The organism is Oceanobacillus sp. CAU 1775, assembly GCF_054482815.1.
In genome coordinates this window covers 36780-59336 of sequence record NZ_JBTLRO010000003.1, presented here as the reverse complement: position 1 = coordinate 59336, position 22557 = coordinate 36780, and the positions used below count along the sequence as shown (strand labels likewise).

25 protein-coding genes are annotated in these 22557 nt (G+C 36.4%); 8 read left to right on the top strand and 17 right to left on the bottom strand.

Going from position 1 to position 22557, the window contains the following annotated elements:
* Positions 1–14: 14 nt before the first annotated feature.
* The 6 genes from ACXYMZ_RS06410 to mscL all read right to left on the bottom strand — a co-directional run bounded on the left by ACXYMZ_RS06410 (position 15) and on the right by mscL (position 3924).
* Positions 15–179 carry a hypothetical protein gene (locus tag ACXYMZ_RS06410; RefSeq protein ID WP_458947556.1) on the bottom strand — a complete coding sequence of 55 codons (165 nt, stop codon included), beginning with the start codon at positions 177–179 and terminating at the stop codon, positions 15–17.
* A 79-nt stretch (positions 180–258) separates the two neighbouring features.
* A complete protein-coding gene (locus ACXYMZ_RS06405; protein WP_458947555.1) occupies positions 259–813 on the bottom strand; it encodes an SLOG family protein in 555 nt (184 codons plus the stop codon).
* A 63-nt stretch (positions 814–876) separates the two neighbouring features.
* Positions 877–1314: a CotD family spore coat protein gene (locus ACXYMZ_RS06400; RefSeq protein ID WP_458947554.1), complete on the bottom strand. Its 438-nt coding sequence runs from the start codon at positions 1312–1314 to the stop codon at positions 877–879.
* A gap of 384 nt (positions 1315–1698) precedes the next feature.
* Complete coding sequence (locus ACXYMZ_RS06395; protein ID WP_458947553.1) at positions 1699–2472, bottom strand: ABC transporter permease; 774 nt, start codon at positions 2470–2472, stop codon at positions 1699–1701.
* Positions 2450–3433 (bottom strand): ABC transporter ATP-binding protein, encoded by a 984-nt coding sequence (locus ACXYMZ_RS06390; RefSeq protein ID WP_458947552.1) that lies wholly within the window; start codon positions 3431–3433, stop codon positions 2450–2452. Before ACXYMZ_RS06390 ends, ACXYMZ_RS06395 begins: the two co-directional genes overlap by 23 nt.
* A 107-nt stretch (positions 3434–3540) precedes the next feature.
* Entirely contained in the window at positions 3541–3924 is a 384-nt protein-coding gene (gene mscL, locus ACXYMZ_RS06385; RefSeq protein ID WP_458947551.1) for a large conductance mechanosensitive channel protein MscL, read from the bottom strand.
* 202 nt (positions 3925–4126) lie between these two features.
* Here mscL and ACXYMZ_RS06380 point away from each other — a divergent pair, with 202 nt between their 5' ends.
* Both ACXYMZ_RS06380 and ACXYMZ_RS06375 read left to right on the top strand, forming a co-directional pair.
* On the top strand, positions 4127–5851 hold the full coding sequence (locus ACXYMZ_RS06380; RefSeq protein WP_458947550.1) for a SulP family inorganic anion transporter: 1725 nt from the start codon (positions 4127–4129) through the stop codon (positions 5849–5851).
* Positions 5852–6049: 198 nt separating this feature from the next.
* Complete coding sequence (locus ACXYMZ_RS06375) at positions 6050–6250, top strand: cold-shock protein (RefSeq protein ID WP_458947549.1); 201 nt, start codon at positions 6050–6052, stop codon at positions 6248–6250.
* Between the two features lie 51 nt (positions 6251–6301).
* Here ACXYMZ_RS06375 and ACXYMZ_RS06370 read toward each other — a convergent pair whose 3' ends face one another.
* Positions 6302–7225: a manganese-dependent inorganic pyrophosphatase gene (locus ACXYMZ_RS06370; RefSeq protein WP_458947548.1), complete on the bottom strand. Its 924-nt coding sequence runs from the start codon at positions 7223–7225 to the stop codon at positions 6302–6304.
* A 253-nt stretch (positions 7226–7478) separates the two neighbouring features.
* Here ACXYMZ_RS06370 and ACXYMZ_RS06365 point away from each other — a divergent pair, with 253 nt between their 5' ends.
* Both ACXYMZ_RS06365 and ACXYMZ_RS06360 read left to right on the top strand, forming a co-directional pair.
* A complete protein-coding gene (locus ACXYMZ_RS06365) occupies positions 7479–7940 on the top strand; it encodes a DinB family protein (RefSeq protein WP_458947547.1) in 462 nt (153 codons plus the stop codon).
* A complete protein-coding gene (locus ACXYMZ_RS06360) occupies positions 7933–9036 on the top strand; it encodes an NAD(P)/FAD-dependent oxidoreductase (protein ID WP_458947546.1) in 1104 nt (367 codons plus the stop codon). Before ACXYMZ_RS06365 ends, ACXYMZ_RS06360 begins: the two co-directional genes overlap by 8 nt.
* Positions 9037–9098: 62 nt before the next feature.
* On the opposite strand, the gene ACXYMZ_RS06355 is transcribed toward ACXYMZ_RS06360, so the two are convergent.
* Both ACXYMZ_RS06355 and ACXYMZ_RS06350 read right to left on the bottom strand, forming a co-directional pair.
* Entirely contained in the window at positions 9099–9515 is a 417-nt protein-coding gene (locus ACXYMZ_RS06355; protein ID WP_458947545.1) for a universal stress protein, read from the bottom strand.
* A gap of 9 nt (positions 9516–9524) precedes the next feature.
* The gene (locus tag ACXYMZ_RS06350) at positions 9525–10130 is read right to left on the bottom strand and encodes a YczE/YyaS/YitT family protein (RefSeq protein ID WP_458947827.1); all 606 of its coding nucleotides are present in this window, start codon (positions 10128–10130) and stop codon (positions 9525–9527) included.
* 189 nt (positions 10131–10319) lie between these two features.
* On the opposite strand from ACXYMZ_RS06350, the gene ACXYMZ_RS06345 reads away from it, so the two are divergent.
* Entirely contained in the window at positions 10320–10811 is a 492-nt protein-coding gene (locus ACXYMZ_RS06345) for a cupin domain-containing protein (RefSeq protein ID WP_458947544.1), read from the top strand.
* Positions 10812–10873: 62 nt separating this feature from the next.
* On the opposite strand, the gene ACXYMZ_RS06340 is transcribed toward ACXYMZ_RS06345, so the two are convergent.
* Positions 10874–11113, bottom strand: coding sequence for a DUF362 domain-containing protein (locus ACXYMZ_RS06340; protein ID WP_458947543.1), 240 nt, complete (start codon positions 11111–11113; stop codon positions 10874–10876).
* A 167-nt stretch (positions 11114–11280) separates the two neighbouring features.
* Here ACXYMZ_RS06340 and ytaF point away from each other — a divergent pair, with 167 nt between their 5' ends.
* Positions 11281–11898 carry a sporulation membrane protein YtaF gene (gene ytaF, locus ACXYMZ_RS06335; protein WP_458947542.1) on the top strand — a complete coding sequence of 206 codons (618 nt, stop codon included), beginning with the start codon at positions 11281–11283 and terminating at the stop codon, positions 11896–11898.
* On the opposite strand, the gene ACXYMZ_RS06330 is transcribed toward ytaF, so the two are convergent.
* Positions 11893–12792 (bottom strand): AEC family transporter, encoded by a 900-nt coding sequence (locus tag ACXYMZ_RS06330; protein WP_458947541.1) that lies wholly within the window; start codon positions 12790–12792, stop codon positions 11893–11895. The two genes, ytaF and ACXYMZ_RS06330, sit on opposite strands and share 6 nt — an antisense overlap.
* Positions 12793–12932: 140 nt before the next feature.
* Here ACXYMZ_RS06330 and ACXYMZ_RS06325 point away from each other — a divergent pair, with 140 nt between their 5' ends.
* The gene (locus ACXYMZ_RS06325) at positions 12933–13778 is read left to right on the top strand and encodes a CvfB family protein (RefSeq protein WP_458947540.1); all 846 of its coding nucleotides are present in this window, start codon (positions 12933–12935) and stop codon (positions 13776–13778) included.
* Positions 13779–13830: 52 nt separating this feature from the next.
* Here the strand turns inward: ACXYMZ_RS06325 and ACXYMZ_RS06320 are convergent, their stop codons facing one another.
* The gene (locus tag ACXYMZ_RS06320; RefSeq protein WP_458947539.1) at positions 13831–14118 is read right to left on the bottom strand and encodes a hypothetical protein; all 288 of its coding nucleotides are present in this window, start codon (positions 14116–14118) and stop codon (positions 13831–13833) included.
* A 348-nt stretch (positions 14119–14466) separates the two neighbouring features.
* Between ACXYMZ_RS06320 and ACXYMZ_RS06315 the strand changes: the two genes are divergently transcribed.
* Complete coding sequence (locus tag ACXYMZ_RS06315) at positions 14467–16164, top strand: M3 family oligoendopeptidase (protein ID WP_458947538.1); 1698 nt, start codon at positions 14467–14469, stop codon at positions 16162–16164.
* Between the two features lie 62 nt (positions 16165–16226).
* On the opposite strand, the gene opp4A is transcribed toward ACXYMZ_RS06315, so the two are convergent.
* From opp4A to ACXYMZ_RS06290, 5 genes are all read right to left on the bottom strand, one after another.
* Positions 16227–18128: an oligopeptide ABC transporter substrate-binding protein gene (gene opp4A, locus ACXYMZ_RS06310; RefSeq protein WP_458947537.1), complete on the bottom strand. Its 1902-nt coding sequence runs from the start codon at positions 18126–18128 to the stop codon at positions 16227–16229.
* 137 nt (positions 18129–18265) lie between these two features.
* A complete protein-coding gene (locus ACXYMZ_RS06305; protein WP_458947536.1) occupies positions 18266–19174 on the bottom strand; it encodes an ABC transporter permease in 909 nt (302 codons plus the stop codon).
* 32 nt (positions 19175–19206) lie between these two features.
* Positions 19207–20169, bottom strand: coding sequence for an oligopeptide ABC transporter permease (gene opp4B / locus ACXYMZ_RS06300; protein ID WP_458947535.1), 963 nt, complete (start codon positions 20167–20169; stop codon positions 19207–19209).
* Positions 20170–20176: 7 nt separating this feature from the next.
* Entirely contained in the window at positions 20177–21109 is a 933-nt protein-coding gene (locus ACXYMZ_RS06295) for an ABC transporter ATP-binding protein (RefSeq protein ID WP_458947534.1), read from the bottom strand.
* Positions 21096–22106, bottom strand: coding sequence for an ABC transporter ATP-binding protein (locus tag ACXYMZ_RS06290; RefSeq protein ID WP_458947533.1), 1011 nt, complete (start codon positions 22104–22106; stop codon positions 21096–21098). The genes ACXYMZ_RS06295 and ACXYMZ_RS06290 overlap by 14 nt, the downstream gene beginning before the upstream one ends.
* Positions 22107–22557 lie beyond the last annotated feature (451 nt).

Here is a 22557-nt window from a genome sequence, read left to right as displayed (position 1 = left end):
TCTAAAAGCGATATTTATTTTTTCAGCGTTTTACGCTCGTGATGCTTTTCCAGAATTGCTCGTCCTGCTTCGGAACTGTCAATACCTTTTTTCACACCAGCAGCAACTACGAAGTACAAAATTAGAAATGGTACTATGTATACGACGAAACTTAAAATTATATTTAGGATACTTTCCATTGATTTATCATCCTTCTTTGTTTATTAATTCTATTATACTTGTTTAAAGGTATCGCTTCCATCCTTTTATACAACTGATTTAACTACTCCAATAATCTGGGTCTTGCATACGCAGTTCTTCGACAATGTCATCCAAGTCTAAAGGGGTAATAAGATATACAGGATAAGCCTCTTCTTTCTTTGCAACATCATAGAAAAACTTCACGCTTCCTGGATATTCTTCATCAATTAATAGCAAACTCGCATCACTTTTATCTACTAACCACATATTTTTAGCTTGGAATTGATACGGCGCTTTATAATCTCCTTGATATAATGGTTTGAAAAAGTCTGCTGTCATTGTAATTTCCTGATATTTTTCTTTTAGATTATCGGGCCAACGCTTGTCCTGGTTTTCAAAGGGCGGGAAAACAGCAAGATTAATCTCATATTCTTCCTTCAAATCTAGAACGATTTCTGCAGTCCAAAGTTCTACACCCATTTGTCCTGAAACAATAACCCACTCTAAACCTTCTTCAATAAAACCAATAATCCTCTTTTTTATGGCATATTTAATAATCGATACTTTCGGATCATCCTCTTTAAAGATTCCTAACTCTAGAGATTTATAACCCGTAATGTGAAGTACTTTCACGGAATCACCTCTTTTAAGAAAATAGGCTGGTAGCATATTGCTCCAGCCTTCATTCTCTCTATCTTAGCACCATTTACCCTGATGATTCCACTTTCCACCATGATTCATTCCATATTGCGGGGAAGTTGCACCCATTACTTGCCCACCTGGACCCATGTTTGGATTTATTCCCATTGATCCTGGACCCATCATGTTTGGTCCCATTCCCATACCTGGTCCCATACCTCCTGGAGGACTAAAGGCACCTGCTACTTGATTCGGTGCTGGTACATTAAATGATCCACCAAACTGGTCGACGCTGTTCATTGTATTTTGCACGGAAGTTGAGTGAGGGAAGACATGATTATTCTTCACCAAATGATGATTCATGACAGTAGTGTGAGAAGGATGCACATGATTTACCGTGCTTTCCGAGTATTTGTTCACACAATTATGCTTTGTTGGATGCACAATTGTTTTACACTGTTGGCAGCCACAATGCCGCCCATGACGATGACGCATATAATTACTCCTTTCTATTATAGATTCACTACTAACCTATGACAACTATACCTAAGATGTATAAGCAGGTACCCATACAGAAAGAAATAACCTTAAAGGATCTTTTATATTAGATTATGTTAAAGCTAATTGTTGAGACTTCATCCAGTCAAAAATAAAATCGCTAAATTAGCTTCGGAAATATACGAAGACTCCTGCGGGATGCAAGGCATAGGTGAGATCCCGAAGTGCGCAAAGCGCGCAAGGGAGCTCACCAGCCGCCCGCGGAAAGCGTAGTATATTTCCGAAGCGGGTTCTACCTCTAGGCAAGATTAATTTTTAACAGCCCTTCATATAAACATAAAAATCCACTTCAGAAGCCATCAACTTTGAAGTGGATTTCTATTAATAATGCGCTAACAAGCCTTTTTCCATTGCAACTCTTTCACAATAAATAAATACGGATAAACCAACTGCGAAATAAAAGACTGCAGTAACAATTAATACACTAAAATCGTAAGCAGAAAACTGTGTGAGACTCATTCCTTGAATCATCACCTGACGAACCATTTCAAATCCTTTTACAAAAGGTAGAAACTGCATAACTGGTGAAATTGACAAAGGCACAAATGCTAAAGCCATTAAAATAAACTGTAAAATTTGTAAGAACGCCTGCACTTGCTTCAAGATAATCGAAATCCCGGCAATAATAAATCCAATCCCAAACATGCTAATGAGCGTTAAAATAATAATTGGCGCAATCGAAAGAATATCTATATTCAACCATTGACCAGCCGTTGCCATTGAGACAAATAATAACACGATTACAATGACTAAATTAATCATTGTTGTAGAAAGCAATCTCGCTGACATAATCCGCCAAATCCCCATTGGTGACATCGAAAGTTGCTCCAAAGTTCCACGCATTGCTTCATTAATAATTTCATAACCAATACTATTTATAATCGTGATCGTTAGAAACCAAAATATGTAATTAACAATTACATACTGCGTGTTCGCATCCTGTGTCGATGGATCTCCTACAAATTGAATGACTCCAAACAAACCGAGGAAAATAATATAAAAAGTAAGTATCATTGCAATTGTGTTTGGTAAGTACCGTCTTAATTCGAGGTATTCCTTTTTCAAGTTTGCTTTAAGAAGATTGAGCCAAGCCATTTCCCTTTTCCCCCTTTAGTATTTTTATAAAGATTTGTTCAAAATTCACCATCTCACGGTCAATTGCCTCTACTGGAGTTTTGGCACGTTTAAGAATATCGAATAAATCATAAATTTCTTCTGTGTCCATTAAATCAACTTCAATTATTGGGTGAATTTGTTCAGATTCATATTTATAACTAGGGAATTTTTCATTTAATAGTTGTTCTTGTTCCACAGTTAAAATAGAACCCAAAGTTAATTTATATGTGCGAACTTCAAACAGCTTCATTAAATTTTCAACCCGATCATCAATAACAATTTCACCTTTATTGATAATGACGGTTCGTTCACAAATGTCCTGAATAACATCCATGTCATGCGAACTAATAATGATGGTTCGGTTATATTTTTTTACGATATCTTTCAGTATTTCTCTAACTTCATAGCTTGTTTCCACATCAAGACCTAATGTCGGCTCATCAAGTAAAATGACATCACTATCCGCTAGCATCGCAACAGCAATTGCTAACTTTTGCTGCATGCCACGGGAAAGACGATTTACTAATTCATTTTCTTTTGACTTCAAATTAAAGCTTTCAAGTAATTCTTCAATTCTTTCTTTGACATCCTTCACAGAGAAACCACGGTTGCCGGCAAAGTATTCTAGGTTTTCTCTTACAGTAAGACGCCAATACAAATTACGATTCCCCTCTAAGACAGCACTGATATGTTGTAGAGCTTTCAATCGTTTATCTTTATTGTTCATTCCTTTAATTAGGACTGTGCCCTCATCTGCTCGCAAAAGCCCACAGATCATCTTAATTGTCGTTGTTTTCCCTGCTCCATTCGGCCCTAATAAACCTAGTATTTCCCCTGGGTAAACTTCGAAAGATACTTCTGAAACAGCATGTACATATTCATTCGACCTTCTTTTTTTATATGATTTCTTTAAATTCTGAACCTTAACAATAGGCTCCATCCCATCCAACTCCTTTGTTTAACTTATTCTTATTTTATCTAAACTGTATTGAGAATCATACTACCTCAAGTATTAAAAAATCTCAGCCTATAGACTGAGATTTCAAATCATTCACTTTTTGAATTTTGTTCTTTTAGCAAGTCGCGAATTTCTGTAAGTAATTTTTCTTGGGCATCAATTTTTTCTTCCACGATTTCTTCTTCCTCACGTTTAAACTTAGATAGGAAACGAATAACCATAAAAATTGCAAAAGCGATAATTAAGAAATTAATAAATGATTGAATAAAACTGCCGTACATGATATTTGCATCGCCAACTGTAATACTTAGACTAGAGAAGTCAATTCCACCAATTAATATCCCCATGATTGGTGTAATAATATCATCCACGAACGAAGTTATAATTGCTCCAAAAGCCGCTCCAATTACAACCGCGACCGCCAAATCAAAAACATTCCCCTTAAAAGCAAATGCCTTAAATTCCTTCCACATCCCGCTCTCCCCATTCTCTGTATAAAATATTATGATAACCTTCAGTATACCTTCTTTATGATAGGATGAAAAGTATTCTTTTAAAATACGCTTTTAGAAAAATAAAAAGTGCTACACCCTATGTTGTAAAAGGCTATTTACCAAAAAATCGTTTAATTTATGGTATGATTATAGATAGAATACTATAGGAGATGAAGAAACTTTGTTTAGAGACAATCGGTTCAAAGGATTGACTGCCAATGATTTGAAACGAGATTTAATTGCAGGTATTACTGTCGGTATTGTCGCAATACCTTTAGGAATGGCCTTTGCAATTGCATCCGGTGTAAAGCCCGAGTATGGACTATACACAACCGTCATCGCAGGAATCATCGTTGCATTACTCGGAGGGTCACGATTCCAAATCGCTGGTCCAACTGGAGCATTTATCCCAATTTTACTTGCAATCGTTTTGGAATATGGATACGAGGATCTTTTGATTGCAGGATTTATGGCCGGTATCATACTGATGATTATGGGCTTTTTTAAATTTGGTAACCTCATCAAATTTATTCCAAGATCTGTAACCATTGGATTTACAGCAGGAATTGCAGTAATTATATTTTCTGGTCAAATTGAAAACTTCCTAGGTTTAGAAGGCCTAGAAAAGAAAGAATACTTTCATGAAACAATGCTTCAAATAGGACAAAATTTAACTTCTATAAATGGCTACAGTATCTTCATTGCTGTTATCGGCTTACTTCTACTCATTTTTATTCCTAAGTTTTTCCCACGCGTCCCCATCCTTTTAGTGGCTTTAATTGTGCCAGCAGTTATTGCTTATATATTTTTCCCAGGTAAAGTTGAAACGATTGGAACGGCATTCGGTGGTATTTCACAAAGTTTACCAACGCTGCATTTCCCTGAACTTACTTGGAACCGCATCTTGACATTGCTTCAACCAGCTCTTGTCATTGCAATGCTAGGTGGAATAGAATCTCTTTTATCAGCGGTAGTTGCTGATGGAATGACAGGGAAAAAACACAACTCCAATCGCGAGCTCGTCGGGCAAGGAATTGCAAACGTTATTACTCCTCTATTTGGAGGAATTCCAGCTACTGGAGCGATTGCGAGAACTGCAACAAATATTAATAGTGGAGCTGTCAGTCCGTTTTCAGGAATTTTCCAAGGTCTTTTTGTGCTAGTAACCATTTTACTATTTGCACCTATGGCATCACATATCCCACTCGCAAGTATGGCGCCGATTCTTATGCGTGTCGCTTTTAACATGAGTGAGTATAAATCATTTACACATATTATTAAATTACGCACAAGTGACTCTCTTGTTTTAACAGCAACCTTCTTATTAACTGTATTTGTTAATTTAACAGTTGCTGTACAGATTGGATTATTACTTGCAATGGTTTCCTTTGTAAAACGGATGAGTGAAGTTCTTGAAGTTGAAAAGGTTATTCCTTCTCATATTAAAGAAGAAACGCGTGATCACAAAAATGAATTAGCTACGAAATGTCCACAGCTTGCGTTCTTCACGATTGATGGACCTTTGTTCTTTGGAGCGGCAGATAAATTCCAATCCATCATATCTGGAACAATTTCAAGTAAACCAACTGTTCTCATTCTAAAAATGAAACATGTTTCCTTTATTGATGCAACTGGCGGAGCAAACCTCACGTCACTTGTTGTCGATTTTAATAAAAATGGTGGTACAACATTGCTTGCAGAATTAAACGAAGATGTGTTAGAAATTATTAAAACGAGTGGCCTTTACAAAGAAATCGGAGCAAATCATATTTTTGATGATGCTAGTGACGCTGTTGATTATGGATTAAAATTAGTTAATATTAACAAATGTCCTCGTTGTGGAAAGACGGGAAACGATACTTGCCAAGTGTTTAAGGATAGTACAGAGATAAAAGAACTCGGGTAAATTCAACTTTTTTAAATTTTTTTGTAGATTTCTTTCAAATTGACTTGCGTTATTATTTTTCTAATGCTATACTAAGGTTACTTATTTATGTTCGGTAGAAATTAGGGATAAGAGTAACACGTAAGTCGTTATCGTCTTGAATTGTTATCTTGAACAAAAATAGTAATAAACGTGCAACATGCACATGGAGGTTTTTTCATGAACACAGGTTCAGTAAAATGGTTTAACGCAGACAAAGGTTTCGGTTTCATCGAAGTTGAAGGTGGAGACGACGTATTCGTACACTTCTCAGCAATCCAAGGCGACGGTTTCAAAACTTTAGAAGAAGGTCAACAAGTTTCTTTCGATATCGAAGAAGGTAACCGTGGACCACAAGCAACAAACGTTACTAAATTATAATTATAATTGATTGACGAATAAAGAACCTGAAGCATATGCTTCAGGTTCTTTTTATTTTTCGTATTCATCTGTTAATACATTTACGATTTGCTTCTTACGTGACACAACGCCTTCTAGTAAGGCACGGTTATCAATTAGTTCAATTTCAAAACCGCTTGAAACGTTCGTTTTTCCTTCTCCAAGAGCAAGTACTTCTGAATCATTGTTTAAAATATCAGTAACCACAAACAAGAATAAATCTAGATTTTTCTCTTCGATAATTTGATTGATTTCTTTTTCAATTTCTTCTTGATTTGCATAAATCGATTCAATATCCACCGTATTTATCTGAGCAATTTCAACCTTCTTATCACTCATTGTAAATTCTTTTGCATCCATTGTAAGTAATTCTAAAATCGATTTATCACTTAAATCTGCACCAGCTTTTAGCATGTCCATCCCATACTGCTCAGGATCAACATCAGCAATTTTTGCTAATTTCTTAGCAGCATTTACATCTTCTTCTGTACAAGTTGGAGATTTAAATAATAAAGAGTCTGAAATGATTGCTGACAATAAAAGTCCTGCCATTTCTTTTGATAAATCTATATTATTTTCTTTGTACAATTTATGAATAATTGTCGCTGTACATCCAACAGGCTCAGCACGGAAATAAAGTGGCTCTTTTGTTTCAAAGTTTGAAATTCGGTGGTGATCGATTACTTCTTTAATTACAGCATCTTTAATATTGTCTACCGATTGTTGAAATTCGTTGTGATCTACTAAAATAACTTCTTGACCATAGCCTACTGAATCAATCAACTTTGGTGCTTCTACTCCAAAGTAATCAAGTGCGTATTGTGTTTCTTTATTTACCTCGCCAAGTCTTGTTGCTTCAGCTTCTACACCTAATTTGCTTTTCAAATTTGCATAGACGATAGCAGAAGAAATCGTGTCTGTATCTGGGTTTTTATGACCGAAAACGAATGTTGTCATTATTTTTTCTCCTTTATTCTTTTCTCGTTCCTTAACGTAAGTTAAATATAATGAATTACATAACAAATTTTATCATAGGTAGAATTTCCTTTCAAACCAGGAGTTGTATATACTTGTCACATAGTTTTACAAATACAACGAATGAAGCTAAACTAGATATTGAAGCTATGCACTTATTAGAAACTAGATTCGTTATGCTCTAGTAAAAACGATATACAATAGCAATTATTTTTTAATTAAAGGAGATTTTATTATGTCTAAAAAACAATTTAATTTAGCAAGAACTGCACTTATTACTTTTTTCCAAGAGATGGACGAGGCAACTGCTGATGTTCAAGCAACTTATTTTAATAACACAATTCGCTGGCATATCGGGCATGTTCTCGTAACAACGGAAAAACTATTATTCCGCTACCCGAAAAAATCAGAGAACATTCCAGCACATTACTCAGATTTATTTAGTGGTGGAACAAAGCCAAGCGACTGGGAACAAGAAGGCCCTTCACTTGAAGAACTAACAAAGTATTTAGTGGAACAACAAGAAAGAGTAAATAGTTTTGATGATTTATTCTGGAAATCTAACGTTACTTTCAAGGTTCCATTTGGTAGTGTGGAAACGTTCAGTGACTTATTAATCATGCTTGGCCATCATGAAAGTGAGCATTTAGGTAAAATGAAAGCAATGCTACAAGTAGTGAAAAACGAGAATGCCTAAAAAGATTATCATTGTTGGAGGCGGAATCGTCGGGGCAAGCACAGCGTATGCACTTGCTAAAAAAGGTCAGGAAGTAATTGTTGTTGATCGTGCAGATCCTGGTCAAGCAACAGACGCGGCCGCTGGGATTATCTGCCCCTGGCTCTCCCAAAGAAGAAACAAAGCCTGGTACGCTCTTGTTAAGGCTGGGGCTGCTATGTATCAAGATTTAATTACCGAGCTTGAGCATGACGGCGAAACCGACACTGGCTACAAAAAGGTCGGCGCACTTAGTATCCACAAAGATAAAGAAAAATTACTTGCCACAGAACAACGGACGATCAAACGTTTAGAAGAAGCACCCGAAATTGGTGAGGTTCAATTTTTAGATGAAGCAGCTACGAGAGAGAAGTTCCCGTTACTTGCAGAGGGATATCAATCTGTACATGTTACAGGAGCTGCTAGAGTCGATGGTCGCAAACTTCGTGATGCAATGCTTCGGGCTGCGCAAACATACGGTGCATCTATCATACAGGCGGATGCAGAGCTTTTGGTTAATGGTAGACAAGTTACTGGGATTAAAACAGATGATGAAGTAATTCACAGTGACCTCGTTATTATCACAGCAGGAGCTTGGATGGATGATTTAATTAAACCACTAGGTATTAAACTAGATATTATTCCTCAAAAAGCACAGATTCTTCATTTGAAGTATGAAGGCCTCGACAATTCAGAACTTCCTGTCGTAATGGCACCTGGCAGCCAATATTTACTTGGTTTTGAGGATCAACGTTTTGTGATTGGTGCTACGCATGAAGATAATGTGGGCTTTAACACGGATGTTACCGCATTTGGGGTCCATGAGATTTTGCATAAAGCTTTGGAAGTTGCGCCCGCATTAAAGGATAGTGTGTTTCTTGAAGCAAGAGTCGGATTCAGGCCAACTGCTCCAAACTTTTTGCCGTTTCTCGGGGCTCTTCCGAATCATGATGGGGCATTCTTTGTTAATGGACTTGGTTCTACCGGCCTTACAGCAGGACCACTGCTTGGAAAAGAACTTGCGAAGCTTGTACTAAATGAAGCAACTGACTTTCCAATAGAAGATTATCAGCTATAATAAATCCGAACAAATCACCTTTTCTAATTTTAGAATCGAAGGTAATTTGTTCGGATTTTTATTTACTTAATGATAAGCACTGGACAGTTTGCATGTTGGACTACTTTATTACTGACACTTCCTAGTATAAAAGATTGTAGCTGGTTTAGTCCCCTACTGCCAATAACGACGCAATCCATTTCCCGGTCATTTGCAAATTTTACTATGGTTGGGCCAGGTTCTCCGTGCAATACATGCGTACCAAAAATTGCATCGGAGTCGTTGAGCATGTCGCGAATGGGTTGGAGTTTTTCTTTACGCTTTTTCTCAATTTCAAATTGATTGGAAGCATATAGTACATCTTTCTTTGCCGTGTCCCCATCAACAACGTAAACAATATCAATCACACTAGAGAACTTCTTCGCTATTTCTAACGTGTATTCCGTTGCTCGGATAGAGTGTTCCGATCCATCTACAGCCAATAGAATCTTCTTGAACATATTCTCACCTCAACTATTTTGCTCTTTAATTTTATTATTGAAACCAAATACATTGTCCATCCTCGTTATTACATTTCTAAAAAATGTATAAGAATGTTGGAAAATCGGACTTTGAATAAAAGTAAAAATAAAAGTAAAGACAAATACTGGTCCACCAATTACTAGCCCGATAACTAGAACGAGCGATTCAGTTGTAATTCGGACGCGCCGTATCGTCATCCCAGTTTTATCCGAGATAGACAGCATAAACCCGTCCCTTGGTCCAGAGCCTACCCCTGCAGCATTATACATTCCACCACCAATACCCATAATGACGATTCCAATAATTATTATAATAATATCTGTCCAAGTGTTACTGGCATTTGGAAGAAAATCAGCCCATAAGTAAAAGTCTACAAATAAACCGACAATAAAAGCATTCACATAGGTTCCAAGTTTTACATACCTTCTATCTAAAACGAAAGAAATAATTACTAATATAATTGAAAAAATAATACTCCATGTCCCAATTGAGAAGCCTACTTTTTCATACATTGCCACGTTCAAAACTTCCCATGGATGAATCCCAAGATGTTGCATTTTAATTGTAATTGTTATACCTAAACTAAAAATCATATTACCAATAAGAAAGAATAACCAATGGAAAGCGTACTTCAAGTCAATCCCCCTAGCGATGTTATTATTCATACTATATCATATTTTCAGTGAAATAAGCTTAAGAAGGTAGCACGTTAAGAGTGATGAACCCAATATTATACTTCCTGCATACTATAACAAGAAAAAGAAGAAAGGAAGTGACACTTGATGTATGATCGTTATTTTCCATATTACCATTCACTAAACTATTATCCGCAAACACATTATCCGGTTAATAGATATCCTTCCAACATTGTTGATCCATCTGAAGATCATAGACAAAAGGATTTTGGAAAGCATCCGTATGTTGTAAACATGGAACAGGTTGCTGAGAAAAATAAAGCATTTCGCAGAGCATTATGGACAGGTGAGCATCTACAGGTGACTTTAATGAGTATCGACCCTGGAGAAGCGATTGGACTTGAAAATCACCGCACAACAGATCAATTTTTAAGTATAGTAGATGGCCGGGGACTTATTCAAATGGGGAATCATCCAGATCGTTTAAATATAAGACGTAGTGTAAAAGAAGATGATGTAGTGATGATACCAGCTGGAACTTGGCATAATTTAAGTAATACTGGGCGCGTAGCCTTGAAGCTATATTCTATTTATGCACCACCTGAACACCCACATGGTTCAGTAGCCTATAATAAATGAAGTTAAAAAAACAAACCACCCATTCATGTTTTAAATAACATTACTGGTGGTTTGTACTTTACTTATCTATTTGCAAAAAATTCTTCTGCACGTTGAAGGAACACTTCTTGGTCAGGTGATAAATCGTATTCTTCCTCGATTGCATCTACTGGGCAGACAGCTTTACATGCCGCACAATCAATACATACATCGGGATCTATGTAAAATTGGTCTGGTCCTTCTACAATACAATCTACAGGACACACACTTACACATTCACCAGCTTTTTCCCCTTGGCATGGGTCAAGTATAACGAAAGCCATTTCTTATACCTCCTCAAAAATATAACCTTATATAAATGATAAAGCTTTCTGTAGTGAATGTAAATTAATTCGATTATATGATGAAGCTTACCCCCATAACAATTTGCCCACACAATGAACCTCGTGATTCATACAATAACCTAGATTATTCAAAAGGAATGAATGCGATGACTTCATATACTGGATTATTGCTTTTAGGTATTGCTGTAAGCTTGGATGGACTTGGTGTTGGAGTTAGCTATGGCATCAAGAAAACAAGAGTCCCCATTATCGCAATCATCATTATCATGCTATGTTCAGGATTTACCGTCCTGATCACGATGGTGATGGGAGATTATTTGAAATTGCTTATCCCTGCCTCCCTTACAGAAATGATAGGTGGGTTAATTTTAATTTTTCTAGGGATATTAACATTTATAAATATTACACGTGCGAAAACCAATAAACCCCTAGTAATAAAAGAAAAAACAATTTTAGGAGATATGAAAACTGTCCTCCGCTCCCCAACTCATGCCGACCTTGATCAATCAGGAATCATTTCAAAACATGAAGCAGCACTACTTGGAATCGCGCTTGCTTTGGATGCTTTTGGCGCAGGTATTGCAGCGAGCTTCCTCCATTATTCAGCCATATTAACTGCAGTAACAGTTGCAATCATGAGTGGTGCTTTCCTCTTTATCGGACTAAGACTTGGACTGTATTTATCACAGAACAAAGCGATAACGTTTTTCACTTACCTGCCACCGCTAATTCTTATCACAATTGGATTGTTAAGTATCCTATAAGTTTAATAAATTAAGTACAATCGAAATCGATACGAAGCTCACAACAGTTGCGATAAAAGTTATACTTGAAACGAGTTCAGGCTCTGTATCAAACTCAATCGCATACATGGTAGTAGTTGCAGCTGTAGGCATAGCAGAAATTATAATTAATAGCGTCCCTACAAGTGGATCTATCTCTATCAAGGACACAAAAACATACGCGATGATTGGTGACGCGATCATTTTTATCGATACAGACGAAATAATAACTTGCCAATTCAACCTTAGTGCCGTCATCGTTCCTAGCTGCATTCCAAGCACCAACATCATCACAGGAATCGAAGCCTCACCGACAATTGAAATCATCGAATGAAGGGATTCAGTTAAAGGAATTTCTAAAACTTGAAAAAGTATCCCTAGCATTGCAGCATACGTTGTAGGCATTTTCATGACATTTAATAATGCCTGCTTTACCCCACTCTTTCCACGTGATGCATAATAAATTCCAAAAAAGTTATTCATTAACCCTTGGATAACCATAATAAATACTGCATAAGGAAGTACCGCTGGGCCAAGACTAAATAAGACAACTGGCAGCCCGTAATTGCCTGCATTAAGAAAGCCACTAGCAAGAATCGACGCACTCTCTATCTGCGGACTCCAACCAAATATTCTTTTCAATATTTTATTTGATAAAACAACGAATCCTAATAGGACAAACATAAATACAATAATTACAAGATAACTTCTATCAAATGTCGTATCATATAATGTAATAAAAATTAGAGCAGGAGCCAAAATATGTATTGTCATCGCAGAAATAGAACGAACATCCATCGCTCTAAATTTTTGCAATGTAAATCCAGCTATAAAAACAAAAATAATTGGTAAAATTACTTCAATAAATAATGCCACAAACATCTCTCCACTTTATTCATCTCTGTCTAAAAACTATCATATCATAACCTTTGCTCCTTAAGAATTAACAATCCATCATTAACTGTGGTACGATAGTAAAAGTTAGAGTGAAACAGAAGCAAAAGGAAGTGAACATTATGCAATTGGGAACCATCCAAACAATGAACGTGTTAAGAAAAATTGAAACAGGCTATGTACTTGATCTTGAAGGTAAAGAAGCTTTACTGCATCATAATGAAGCTGAAAATGAATTAGAAGAGAATCAAGAAGTAGAAGTGTTTCTTTATAATGACAAGCAAGAAAATGTCGCTGCTACAACAAAACTCCCATCTGTACTTATTGGGAAATATGGTTGGGCTAGCGTCAGCGAAGTACATCCCAAACTAGGTGCCTTTGTCAATATAGGAATCACTAAAGAAATCCTTGTCACTAATGATGACTTACCAAAATTCCGTTCCATATGGCCACAGACGGGAGATAAGTTATTAGTAACACTTGATTTAGATTATAAAAATCGATTAATTGGCAAACTTGCAACCGGAAGTACCGTCGCAGAGATTTTTGAAGAAGCTCCAGAGAATCTACTTAACAAAGAGATCCAGGCATATGTATATTACTCTAGCCGAGAAGGCACAGAGGTATTAACAGAAGATAATTACCGTGGTTTCATTCATCATACCGAACGAAAAAGCGAACCACGTCTCGGAGAACAAGTTACTGGAAGAGTAATTGCAGTAAAAGAAGATGGGACAATCAACATGTCCTTACGCCCTCTCATTAAAGAAAGCATCCCACTCGATGCCGAGCTAATTTTACAGCATTTAGAACTGAATGATGGCGTCATTCCATTTAGTGATAAAAGCGCCCCAGAAGAAATTAGAGAAACTTTTAATATGAGCAAAGCCGCCTTTAAGCGAGCACTAGGGAATCTTATGAAAACAGGTAAGGTCGAGCAAAAAGAAGGTAAGACATACTTACTGTAGAAATTAAAAAACCATAAAATCTCTCCTTTTGGAAAGATTTTATGGTTTTTAATTAAGCTTCTTCAACTGTATTTACGTATGCATCTACAATTGAAGTAACCATGAATCCAATAGCACCTGCAAATAATCCTGCGATACCCCAGCCACCTAGACCTGCACCAAGTAGGTCAACTTTTGGCAATACGGAAGCAATTCCTAATAATAACAAGCCAGATAAGCTGAAGAAAATACTTGCGTAATAACAAGCATTTGATTTGCTCGATACTTTTAATAATACAAGATTAATAATAAGTACGACTGCTGTAAATACAGCACCTAATGTTAATACAGAAATAACCATACTTTCACCCCATATAATAATATCTTCTTCTAGTCTACATATCTTCCCCTTGAAAGTCAATGAAACCAAATGAATAATTTATGAATTAACCCATATAGACTCTGACTTCATAGGATATATTCTTTACTAAACTTTATAGAAAATACACAGAATGAAGTTCAACCATTTATTAGCCTTCTCCTTAATAGTAATACACTAACATTTCACTCAAAACTATATAGAAATACCCCTTACCAAAATTAGTTATACTCATTCTTTACCCACTTCCAAGTCCTAACTAGTGAAAATTTCTGTTATAATTAAATAGTATTTTAATTTTTCAAATAAAAAAACAAATGGGGTATGACGATGAAAAAGTTTCAAGACTTTACTTACGAACGACCAGATGTAGCAAGCTCGGAACAAACATTTAACGAACTACTTAAAAATTTTTCCGACGCAAAAAGTTTTAATGAAGCAACTTTAGCAATTGACGAAATCAATAAACTACGTAACAGATTATCAACGATGGGAAATCTCGTTTATATCCGTGCTTCAATCGATACGAAAGATCCCTTTTATAAAGAAGAGAAAAACTTCTTTGACGAAGTTTCACCTAAACTGAATGAAATGAGTACTAATTTTTACAAATTACTTATCGATTCACCGTTTAGATCTGATTTAGAAGAAAAATATGGTACACAGCTTTTCCAATTAGCTGACAAGGCAATTAAGTCATTTTCACCAGAAGTCATGGAATTAATGCAAAAAGAAAATAAACTAACAACTGAATATGGTAATCTTGTTGCCGCAGCAGAAATTGAATTCCAAGGAGATACATATACACTTGCTCAATTAGCTCCATTTAGACAAAGTAAGGATCGATCCGTCAGAAAAGAAGCTGTCGATAAAAGCTTTAATTATTATGCAGAAAATGGAGAGCAATTTGACCGAATCTATGATGATTTAGTAAAAGTTCGCCATGAAATTGCGACAACACTTGGGTTTAGAAACTTTGTCGAGCTAGGTTACTTACGAATGCAACGTATCGATTATAATGCTGAGATGGTTGATGTTTTCCGAAAGCAAGTTCGTAATGTTATTGTCCCACTCGCTACAAAGTTATATGAAAGACAAGCTGAACGAATTGGTATTGAAGATTTCAAGTTCCATGATGAAAGCTTTGAATACAAAACAGGAAACGCAACTCCCAAAGGTTCATCAGAATGGATAATTGAAAATGGGAAAAAAATGTACAAAGAATTGTCTGCAGAAACGGATGAATTTTTCCAGTTGATGCTTGATCGAAATCTAATGGATTTAGAAGCGAAGAAAGGTAAAGAAGGTGGAGGTTACTGCACATTTATTGAGGACTATGAAGTGCCATATATTTTTGCGAACTTTAACGGAACTTCAGATGATATAGATGTACTTACTCACGAAGCAGGACATGCATTCCAAGCATACTCAAGTCGTAACCTCGGTATTCCAGAGTATGGCTTCCCTACGAGTGAATCCGCAGAAATTCATTCCATGAGTATGGAATTCTTTACTTGGCCTTGGATGGAGCTATTCTTTGAGGAAGATACAGATAAATATAAATTCTCTCATCTAGCTCGTGCTATCCAATTTATTCCTTATGGTGTTGCCGTGGATGAATTCCAACATCTAGTTTATGAAAACCCTGAATGGACTGCAGATCAAAGACATGCCGCATGGAAGCAAATAGAGGAAGTGTATTTACCTCACAGAAAATACGAAGACAATTCATATTTAGAACAGGGTGGATTATGGCAAAGACAGGCACATATTTATGAAATTCCTTTCTATTATATCGATTATACACTTGCACAAATCTGCGCTCTACAGTTCTGGAAGAAGAATCAAGAAGACCACGAAAGTGCTTGGCAAGATTATGTGGAACTATGTAAATTAGGAGGTTCGAAACCTTTCTTAGAGCTTGTAGATGCTGCTAATCTACAATCACCATTTACAGAAGGAACAGTAGAATCAACAGTTGGCCTTATAGAAGACTGGTTAAATGAAGTAGACGATAAAAAACTATAAAATGATGAAATGTAAAAAGAAGACCTCACAAATTGTGAGGTCTTCTTTTAATAATCTGATAATTATTCGCCAGCTTTGATTGGCTCTTCTTGTGTAACTTGGATATCAGATTTGTAAATACCAGATCCAGTTGCGATTGTGTAGTTGTGTACACGGTTGTTAACTGGTACAAGAACTGAACGGTAAAGAGTTGGGAATACTGGAATCTCTTCAACCATTAATTCTTGCCACTCTTTATAAACTTCTTGACGATATTCTGTGTCTAATGCAGCTTCAGATACACCTTCAGCTAATAGACGATCGTTTTCTTCGTTTTCAAAACGTGGGAAGTTAAATAGTTCAGTTGGACCGTATAGACCTGTTGGGTCAACGTCAGAACCTACACCCCATGCACCTTGATAAATATCAATTGCAGGATCATCTTCACCACTTTGTCCTACTCTATCGTAGAACGCGTTAAACTCCATTAATTGACCTTCTAGAAGTTGTACTTTAATTCCAACTTGCTCCCAAGCTTGGATATAGTAGTTAGCGATTGGCTGTGCAACGTCTCCACCAGACATTGAAGCAAAGTTAAGAACTAACTCTTCTCCTTCTGGGTTCTCACGGAAGCCATCACCATCAACATCTTCATATCCTGCTTCATCTAGAATACGCTCAGCTTCTGCTGGATCGTATGATGGAGCTTCGATTGTTTCATCATGATAATCTGGGTGAGAAGGTGGGATTAAAGTAGTACCAGCCCAACGAAGTCCGTTGTAGAACTGTTCACCTACAGAATCATTATCTACTGCATACCACATTGCACGACGTAGTTCAACGTCAGCAACTTTTGAATCTGGGTTCATTTGAACTTTGCCATTTTCAGCATCCCATGAACCTAATTTAAATCCAATATAAGTGTAAGCTAAATCAATATCACCTAAGAACTCTACGTTATCAAGGCTTTGTTCAACGTCAGGATATTGGTCAGTTGGGAAACTATCAACTACATCAACATCTCCAGTTTCTAAAGCTTGAACAACTGTTTGTGGAGAAACAACTTTTAATGTAACGCCATCTAACTTAGGCGCTCCACGCCAGTAATCTTCGTTCTTAACATATGTTACAGACTCACCAGGAGTGATTGTATCTACTTTAAATGGTCCAAATCCAACTGGGTTTACACGTACTGCATCATGTGCAGACATTTCAGCCACTGGGATATCTTGGAAAATGTGTTTCGGCATAGCATATGACCAAATACCACTTGCTAGAAGTGATGGACTTGCTTCAGCGAATGTCATTTGAAGTGTCTTTTCATCAATGATTTCTAGACCTTCAATTTCTCCAGCTTCACCAGCAAGTGTAGTTCCATCTGATGCTTCTTTATATTCAGGAACACCTACAACACCACTTACGTTACCGTAACGAACACCGTCATAGTCAGGGTGTGCTAGGACTTGATAAGCGAATGCCCAGTCTTCTGCTGTAACAGGTTCACCATCATGCCAATTTACATTGTCACCAATTGTGAATGTGAATACTGTACCGCTATCATCAACTTCCCATGTTGCAGCACCATCTTGCGTGTATCCATAGTTCTCATCAATTGCAAGAAGTGACTCGTCAAACCATGCAATTACTTCAGCATCTGGAGCTCCAGAATAGAAGTTAAAGTTTAATGTACCTTCGAATACTGTATCACTTACTAAACCAAAGTTAAGTGTTCCACCTTCGATTGCGTCACCTTCGTTATTCTTTGTAGCACTGAAATCTGCGATGTCATAAATCCCATCATGCTCCTCTTCTTCCTCAGTAGCATCCTCATCTTCAGTACCCTCTTCTACCTCTTCTGTAGTGTCGTCATCAGTTTCTGTATCGCCAGTAGCTCCATCATCTGAATCGCCACTACAAGCTGCAAGCACTAAAACAAATGCAAGCATTAATGCTAATAGCCATTTGCTAAGATTAGCTTTCTTCATCCTTTTAACCTCCCTTTTATAATTCATTACATTTTCTGTCAGCTATATAATTTTTTTGCTGACTATATACTAAACATCAATAAAAGGATTTATATTGATGTAAGTAACTAAATTGGTTGGCTTGGAAGAGGATGAAATTATCCTCTTCTTTGCCTAGAATCTGCCGCACGTCGTAATGCTTCTCCAACGTTACGAACAGATAACATTAACAATAGGATCATGATTGCTGCTGGTACCCAAATCCACCATCTAAATTCAAGTGTTTGTGGGTTTCTAGCATAGCTCAGTAAAGTACCTAAACTTGGTATGTCTTCTGGGAAACCGAATCCTAAGAATGATAGTCCGGACTCTAACCCAATATTGGCTGCTAAGTTTAACGTCATCGTAACAATAATTAATGACGTAATATTAGGTAAAACTTGTGTAAAGATAATTTTGAAATTACTGGATCCGAGCGTTTTGGATGCTTGCGCATAATCTAGCTCTTTTTCCTGTAAGGCTTTCGACCTTATCATTCTGGCTATCCCCATCCAGAGGAACATTGTCATAATGAACGAGAATGACCAAATATTATAACCTGGGTAGATCGAAACAAATACGATGATAATCATGATTGATGGTAGAATCATAAAGAAATCTAGTATACGCATCATCACGTTATCAATATGGCCAGCAAAGTAACCTGAAATAACTCCATAAGTTACGCCGATTAAACCACTAAAGAATGTAACCAAAAATCCAATAGATAATGAGTTTCTTGTTCCTATAATCAATTGTCCAAATACATCTCTTCCACCATAGTCTGTACCTAGTATAAAGTCTTCATTTGGTGGTTGATGCAGAGCAAACAAATCTACTTTTACAATTTCTTTTTGATCTAGTACTAATGAAACACCGAAAACACCAACGGTTACTAATACAAAGAATATTAATGATACTAATGCTAATTTATCTCTAACTAACTCCCGCCATATGATACTAAAACCCGACGGACTTTTTGTTGCAGATATATCTTTTTCTACAACTTCCATATTTTTTTCTTCCATTTTTATCACCTCAGAGTCTATCGAGTTCTAAATTACTTAATACGAATACGCGGGTCAACAATACTAAGAATAATATCAGATAATAACGCCCCTAGAATGGATGCTACTCCAAATAACACAACAACTGCGGTTACAACACTATAATCACGTAGATTAATAGATTCTATGAATAATGCTCCCATACCTGGATATCCAAAAATCTGTTCAATAAAGATTGAACCAGTAATTAATGTTGTAATCTCCCATCCAAAGAAAGCGGCAATCGGCAATAACGAGTTTCTTAGAATATGTTTATTATAGACCCTAGATTCCGAAGCTCCCTTTGCTCTTGCGGTAATAATAAAGTCTTTCTGTTTTGTATCTACAATTTCACTTCGCAAATATTGCACGGTTGAAACTGTTCCTATTAAAGCCATGGATAACCCTGGCAGTAACAAGTGATTAAATTTACTTAATACATATTCAAAACTTCCTGGTTGTAGACCTGGGGTCACACTACCACTAGTTGGGAACCAACCGAGCTGATATCCAAACACCCAGAGCATAACTAAAGCAAATATGAATAATGGTGTGGCGAATCCTAAATAGGTATAACCGGTTATGGCTGAATCAAGTACAGAATCATTATAACGACCACTTGTAATACCGAGAGGAATCGCGATTACATATGTAAATATTAATGTTACTAATGATAACCATACAGAGTTATAAATACGTTGCTCCATTAAGTCTGTAACTGGCATTTTAAATCGGAACGACTGTCCAAAATCTCCTTGGACCGCGCCTGTAACCCAGTCAGCATATTTGATGTGCCAAGGATCATTTAATCCCATTCTTTCACGCTGTTCTTGAACAGCTGCTTGATCTACGTTAGGGTCAAGCATCCCTGTAAGTGCGTCACCAGGCATGAATTGTGCCATGATGAAAACTAGTAAACTTAATAACACAATTTGCGGGAATGTAATAATAATACGTCTAACTATAAATTTCCACATATACGTATCAACCTTTCTCTGGTAGAGCAACTGAATGTGTATCAGAGACAGCTTGTAATCCGTAAGCTAACCCTTCACTATCAAAGTAATCATCGTAGGATTGCTCATATTCCTTTTGTATTTCTTGGCGGTACTCAACTTGTGCCGCTCGATTTCTTGGATTCATATCAGGAATTGCCGCAACAAGGCGTTTCGTATATATATGTTGTGGATTTTCAAAAATATCCTTTGTAGAGCCTTGTTCAACATATCGACCCTTGTACATAATAGCGATATCATCACACATATGCTTCACAACACCTAAATCATGACTAATAAATAGATATGTTAAACCAAGTTCGTCTTGAATATCTTGCATAAAGTTTAATACCTGAGCCTGTACAGATACATCTAATGCAGATACTGGCTCATCAGCTATAATTAGCTTTGGTTTTAAAGCAATTGCTCGAGCTACGCCAATACGTTGTCTTTGACCACCAGAGAACTCATGAGGATACTTTAATATAGATTCTGGACTTAAATCTACCAGTTCTAATAATTCTTCTACTCTTTTATAAAGTTCACCTTTAGTTAACTTTTCATAGTTCCGTATAGGTTCTGCAATAATATCTAAAACTCTTTTTCTTGGATTCAGTGATGAATAAGGATCTTGGAAAATCATTTGGATGTCATTTCTAATTTCCTTTGTCATACTTCTTCTAGATGTAATATCTTTTCCTTCAAATAAAACCTGTCCAGAAGTGATATCGTTCAAGCCAATTATTGCACGACCTGTAGTCGTTTTCCCTGAACCTGACTCTCCAACAAGACCATAAGTTTTACCTTGTTCTAGTGAAAAAGAAACACCATCTACTGCTTTTATATGTCCAACTGTTCGGTTAAGAATTCCACCTTTAATTGGGAAATGCACTTTTAAATCTTTTACCTCAAGAAACCCCATTCGTTTCTGCCTCCTTGCTATTATCTGGGAAGTAGAAATGGCTATGACATGTGCAACGTACAAAGTGTCCTGGTGTTACCTCATGTAATACCGGATTTTCTTCATGCGCCGATTCATCTATCCAAGGTATACGTGCTGCAAATCTACAGCCTTTTCTCGGAAGATTCTTTAGCGAAGGAACAATTCCTTGGATAACATGAAGTTTATCTTCTCCCTCTGCGGGTACAGAATTAAGTAAAGATCTTGTATACGGATGAAGTGGATTTTCAAATAACGTATGTACATCTGCGATCTCAACAATTTCACCTGCATACATTACTGCAACTCTATCTGCCATCTCAGCAACTACACCTAAGTCGTGGGTAATTAGAATGATTCCAGCTTCCATATCTTCTTTCAAGTCTCGAATTAAATCGAGGATCTGAGCCTGAATTGTTACGTCCAATGCTGTTGTTGGTTCATCTGCTATTAACAATTCGGGTTGGTTTGCAATCGCAATTGCGATAATAACACGCTGTCTCATTCCACCTGATAATTCATGAGGAAATTGATCATAAACATGTTCAGGACGTGGAAGTCCAACTTGATTTAATAATTCAATTACTTTTTCATAACGCTGTTTTTTAGTCATTTTCGGACGATGAAGGACCAAAGTTTCCGAGATTTGTCTGCCGATTTCCATCAATGGATTCAAAGCTGTCAACGGATCTTGGAAAATCATTGCTAAATCATCACCGCGTAATTTATTTAACTCCGGAACAGAACTTTTAACTAAGTTTTTCCCTTTAAGTAATACTTCACCTTCGATTTTTGCTCGATTATGTAATCTCATTATGGAATAGGCTAGAGCACTTTTACCTGATCCTGACTCTCCAACAATTCCTAAAACTTCATTTTTGTTTAGTGTTAAAGTTACATTGTCTACCGCAGCATAGTACCCATCGCCAATTCGGAAAGACGTAGTAAGATTCTTAAGTTCTAATAATTTATTACTCAACTTAATCCCCCTTAGTGAATTAAAATTCTTTTTTAAAAATGACCTTGACGCTAAGGGTCATTAAATTTGCAATCAAGATATCATAAGTTTCTGACAATTTTGATTTACTTACTTGTTCTATTCTATCATTTTTTTTAGTTTATGCAACTGCTTTTTATTTTCAGTTAATTTAACTGTTATACTACTTTTTATTATTTTTTTCTTAACCTTCTCTCTAATACAATATTGATTTTTTTCCTCTTGCATGAAAAAGTAATATTATTCTAAAAAAAATGTAATAGAATTGTAACAAATAAATATAGTAATGCGATTATAAGGGAATGATTAAAAAAATGCAATAAGATAAATAATTTTTGTTCGCCTCTTTTTTTGCACATTTGTCGTTATGTATCTCCAAATACCCTGCAATCATTAGCTTAAGCAATAATTTGGAAAATAAATATTTTTGATA

What these genes read in the sequence shown, in the direction of transcription:
- ACXYMZ_RS06410 (WP_458947556.1), bottom strand. Translation starts at nt 179, where the DNA reads ATGGAAAGTATCCTAAATATAATTTTAAGTTTCGTCGTATACATAGTA.
- ACXYMZ_RS06400 (WP_458947554.1), bottom strand. Translation starts at nt 1,314, where the DNA reads ATGCGTCATCGTCATGGGCGGCATTGTGGCTGCCAACAGTGTAAAACA.
- ACXYMZ_RS06395 (WP_458947553.1), bottom strand. Translation starts at nt 2,472, where the DNA reads ATGGCTTGGCTCAATCTTCTTAAAGCAAACTTGAAAAAGGAATACCTC.
- ACXYMZ_RS06390 (WP_458947552.1), bottom strand. Translation starts at nt 3,433, where the DNA reads ATGGAGCCTATTGTTAAGGTTCAGAATTTAAAGAAATCATATAAAAAA.
- mscL (WP_458947551.1), bottom strand. Translation starts at nt 3,924, where the DNA reads ATGTGGAAGGAATTTAAGGCATTTGCTTTTAAGGGGAATGTTTTTGAT.
- ACXYMZ_RS06375 (WP_458947549.1), top strand. Translation starts at nt 6,050, where the DNA reads ATGAACACAGGTTCAGTAAAATGGTTTAACGCAGACAAAGGTTTCGGT.
- ACXYMZ_RS06370 (WP_458947548.1), bottom strand. Translation starts at nt 7,225, where the DNA reads ATGACAACATTCGTTTTCGGTCATAAAAACCCAGATACAGACACGATT.
- ACXYMZ_RS06365 (WP_458947547.1), top strand. Translation starts at nt 7,479, where the DNA reads ATGTCTAAAAAACAATTTAATTTAGCAAGAACTGCACTTATTACTTTT.
- ACXYMZ_RS06360 (WP_458947546.1), top strand. Translation starts at nt 7,933, where the DNA reads ATGCCTAAAAAGATTATCATTGTTGGAGGCGGAATCGTCGGGGCAAGC.
- ACXYMZ_RS06355 (WP_458947545.1), bottom strand. Translation starts at nt 9,515, where the DNA reads ATGTTCAAGAAGATTCTATTGGCTGTAGATGGATCGGAACACTCTATC.
- ACXYMZ_RS06350 (WP_458947827.1), bottom strand. Translation starts at nt 10,130, where the DNA reads ATGATTTTTAGTTTAGGTATAACAATTACAATTAAAATGCAACATCTT.
- ACXYMZ_RS06345 (WP_458947544.1), top strand. Translation starts at nt 10,320, where the DNA reads ATGTATGATCGTTATTTTCCATATTACCATTCACTAAACTATTATCCG.
- ACXYMZ_RS06340 (WP_458947543.1), bottom strand. Translation starts at nt 11,113, where the DNA reads ATGGCTTTCGTTATACTTGACCCATGCCAAGGGGAAAAAGCTGGTGAA.
- ytaF (WP_458947542.1), top strand. Translation starts at nt 11,281, where the DNA reads ATGACTTCATATACTGGATTATTGCTTTTAGGTATTGCTGTAAGCTTG.
- ACXYMZ_RS06325 (WP_458947540.1), top strand. Translation starts at nt 12,933, where the DNA reads ATGCAATTGGGAACCATCCAAACAATGAACGTGTTAAGAAAAATTGAA.
- ACXYMZ_RS06320 (WP_458947539.1), bottom strand. Translation starts at nt 14,118, where the DNA reads ATGGTTATTTCTGTATTAACATTAGGTGCTGTATTTACAGCAGTCGTA.
- ACXYMZ_RS06315 (WP_458947538.1), top strand. Translation starts at nt 14,467, where the DNA reads ATGAAAAAGTTTCAAGACTTTACTTACGAACGACCAGATGTAGCAAGC.
- opp4A (WP_458947537.1), bottom strand. Translation starts at nt 18,128, where the DNA reads ATGAAGAAAGCTAATCTTAGCAAATGGCTATTAGCATTAATGCTTGCA.
- ACXYMZ_RS06305 (WP_458947536.1), bottom strand. Translation starts at nt 19,174, where the DNA reads ATGGAAGAAAAAAATATGGAAGTTGTAGAAAAAGATATATCTGCAACA.
- opp4B (WP_458947535.1), bottom strand. Translation starts at nt 20,169, where the DNA reads ATGTGGAAATTTATAGTTAGACGTATTATTATTACATTCCCGCAAATT.
- ACXYMZ_RS06295 (WP_458947534.1), bottom strand. Translation starts at nt 21,109, where the DNA reads ATGGGGTTTCTTGAGGTAAAAGATTTAAAAGTGCATTTCCCAATTAAA.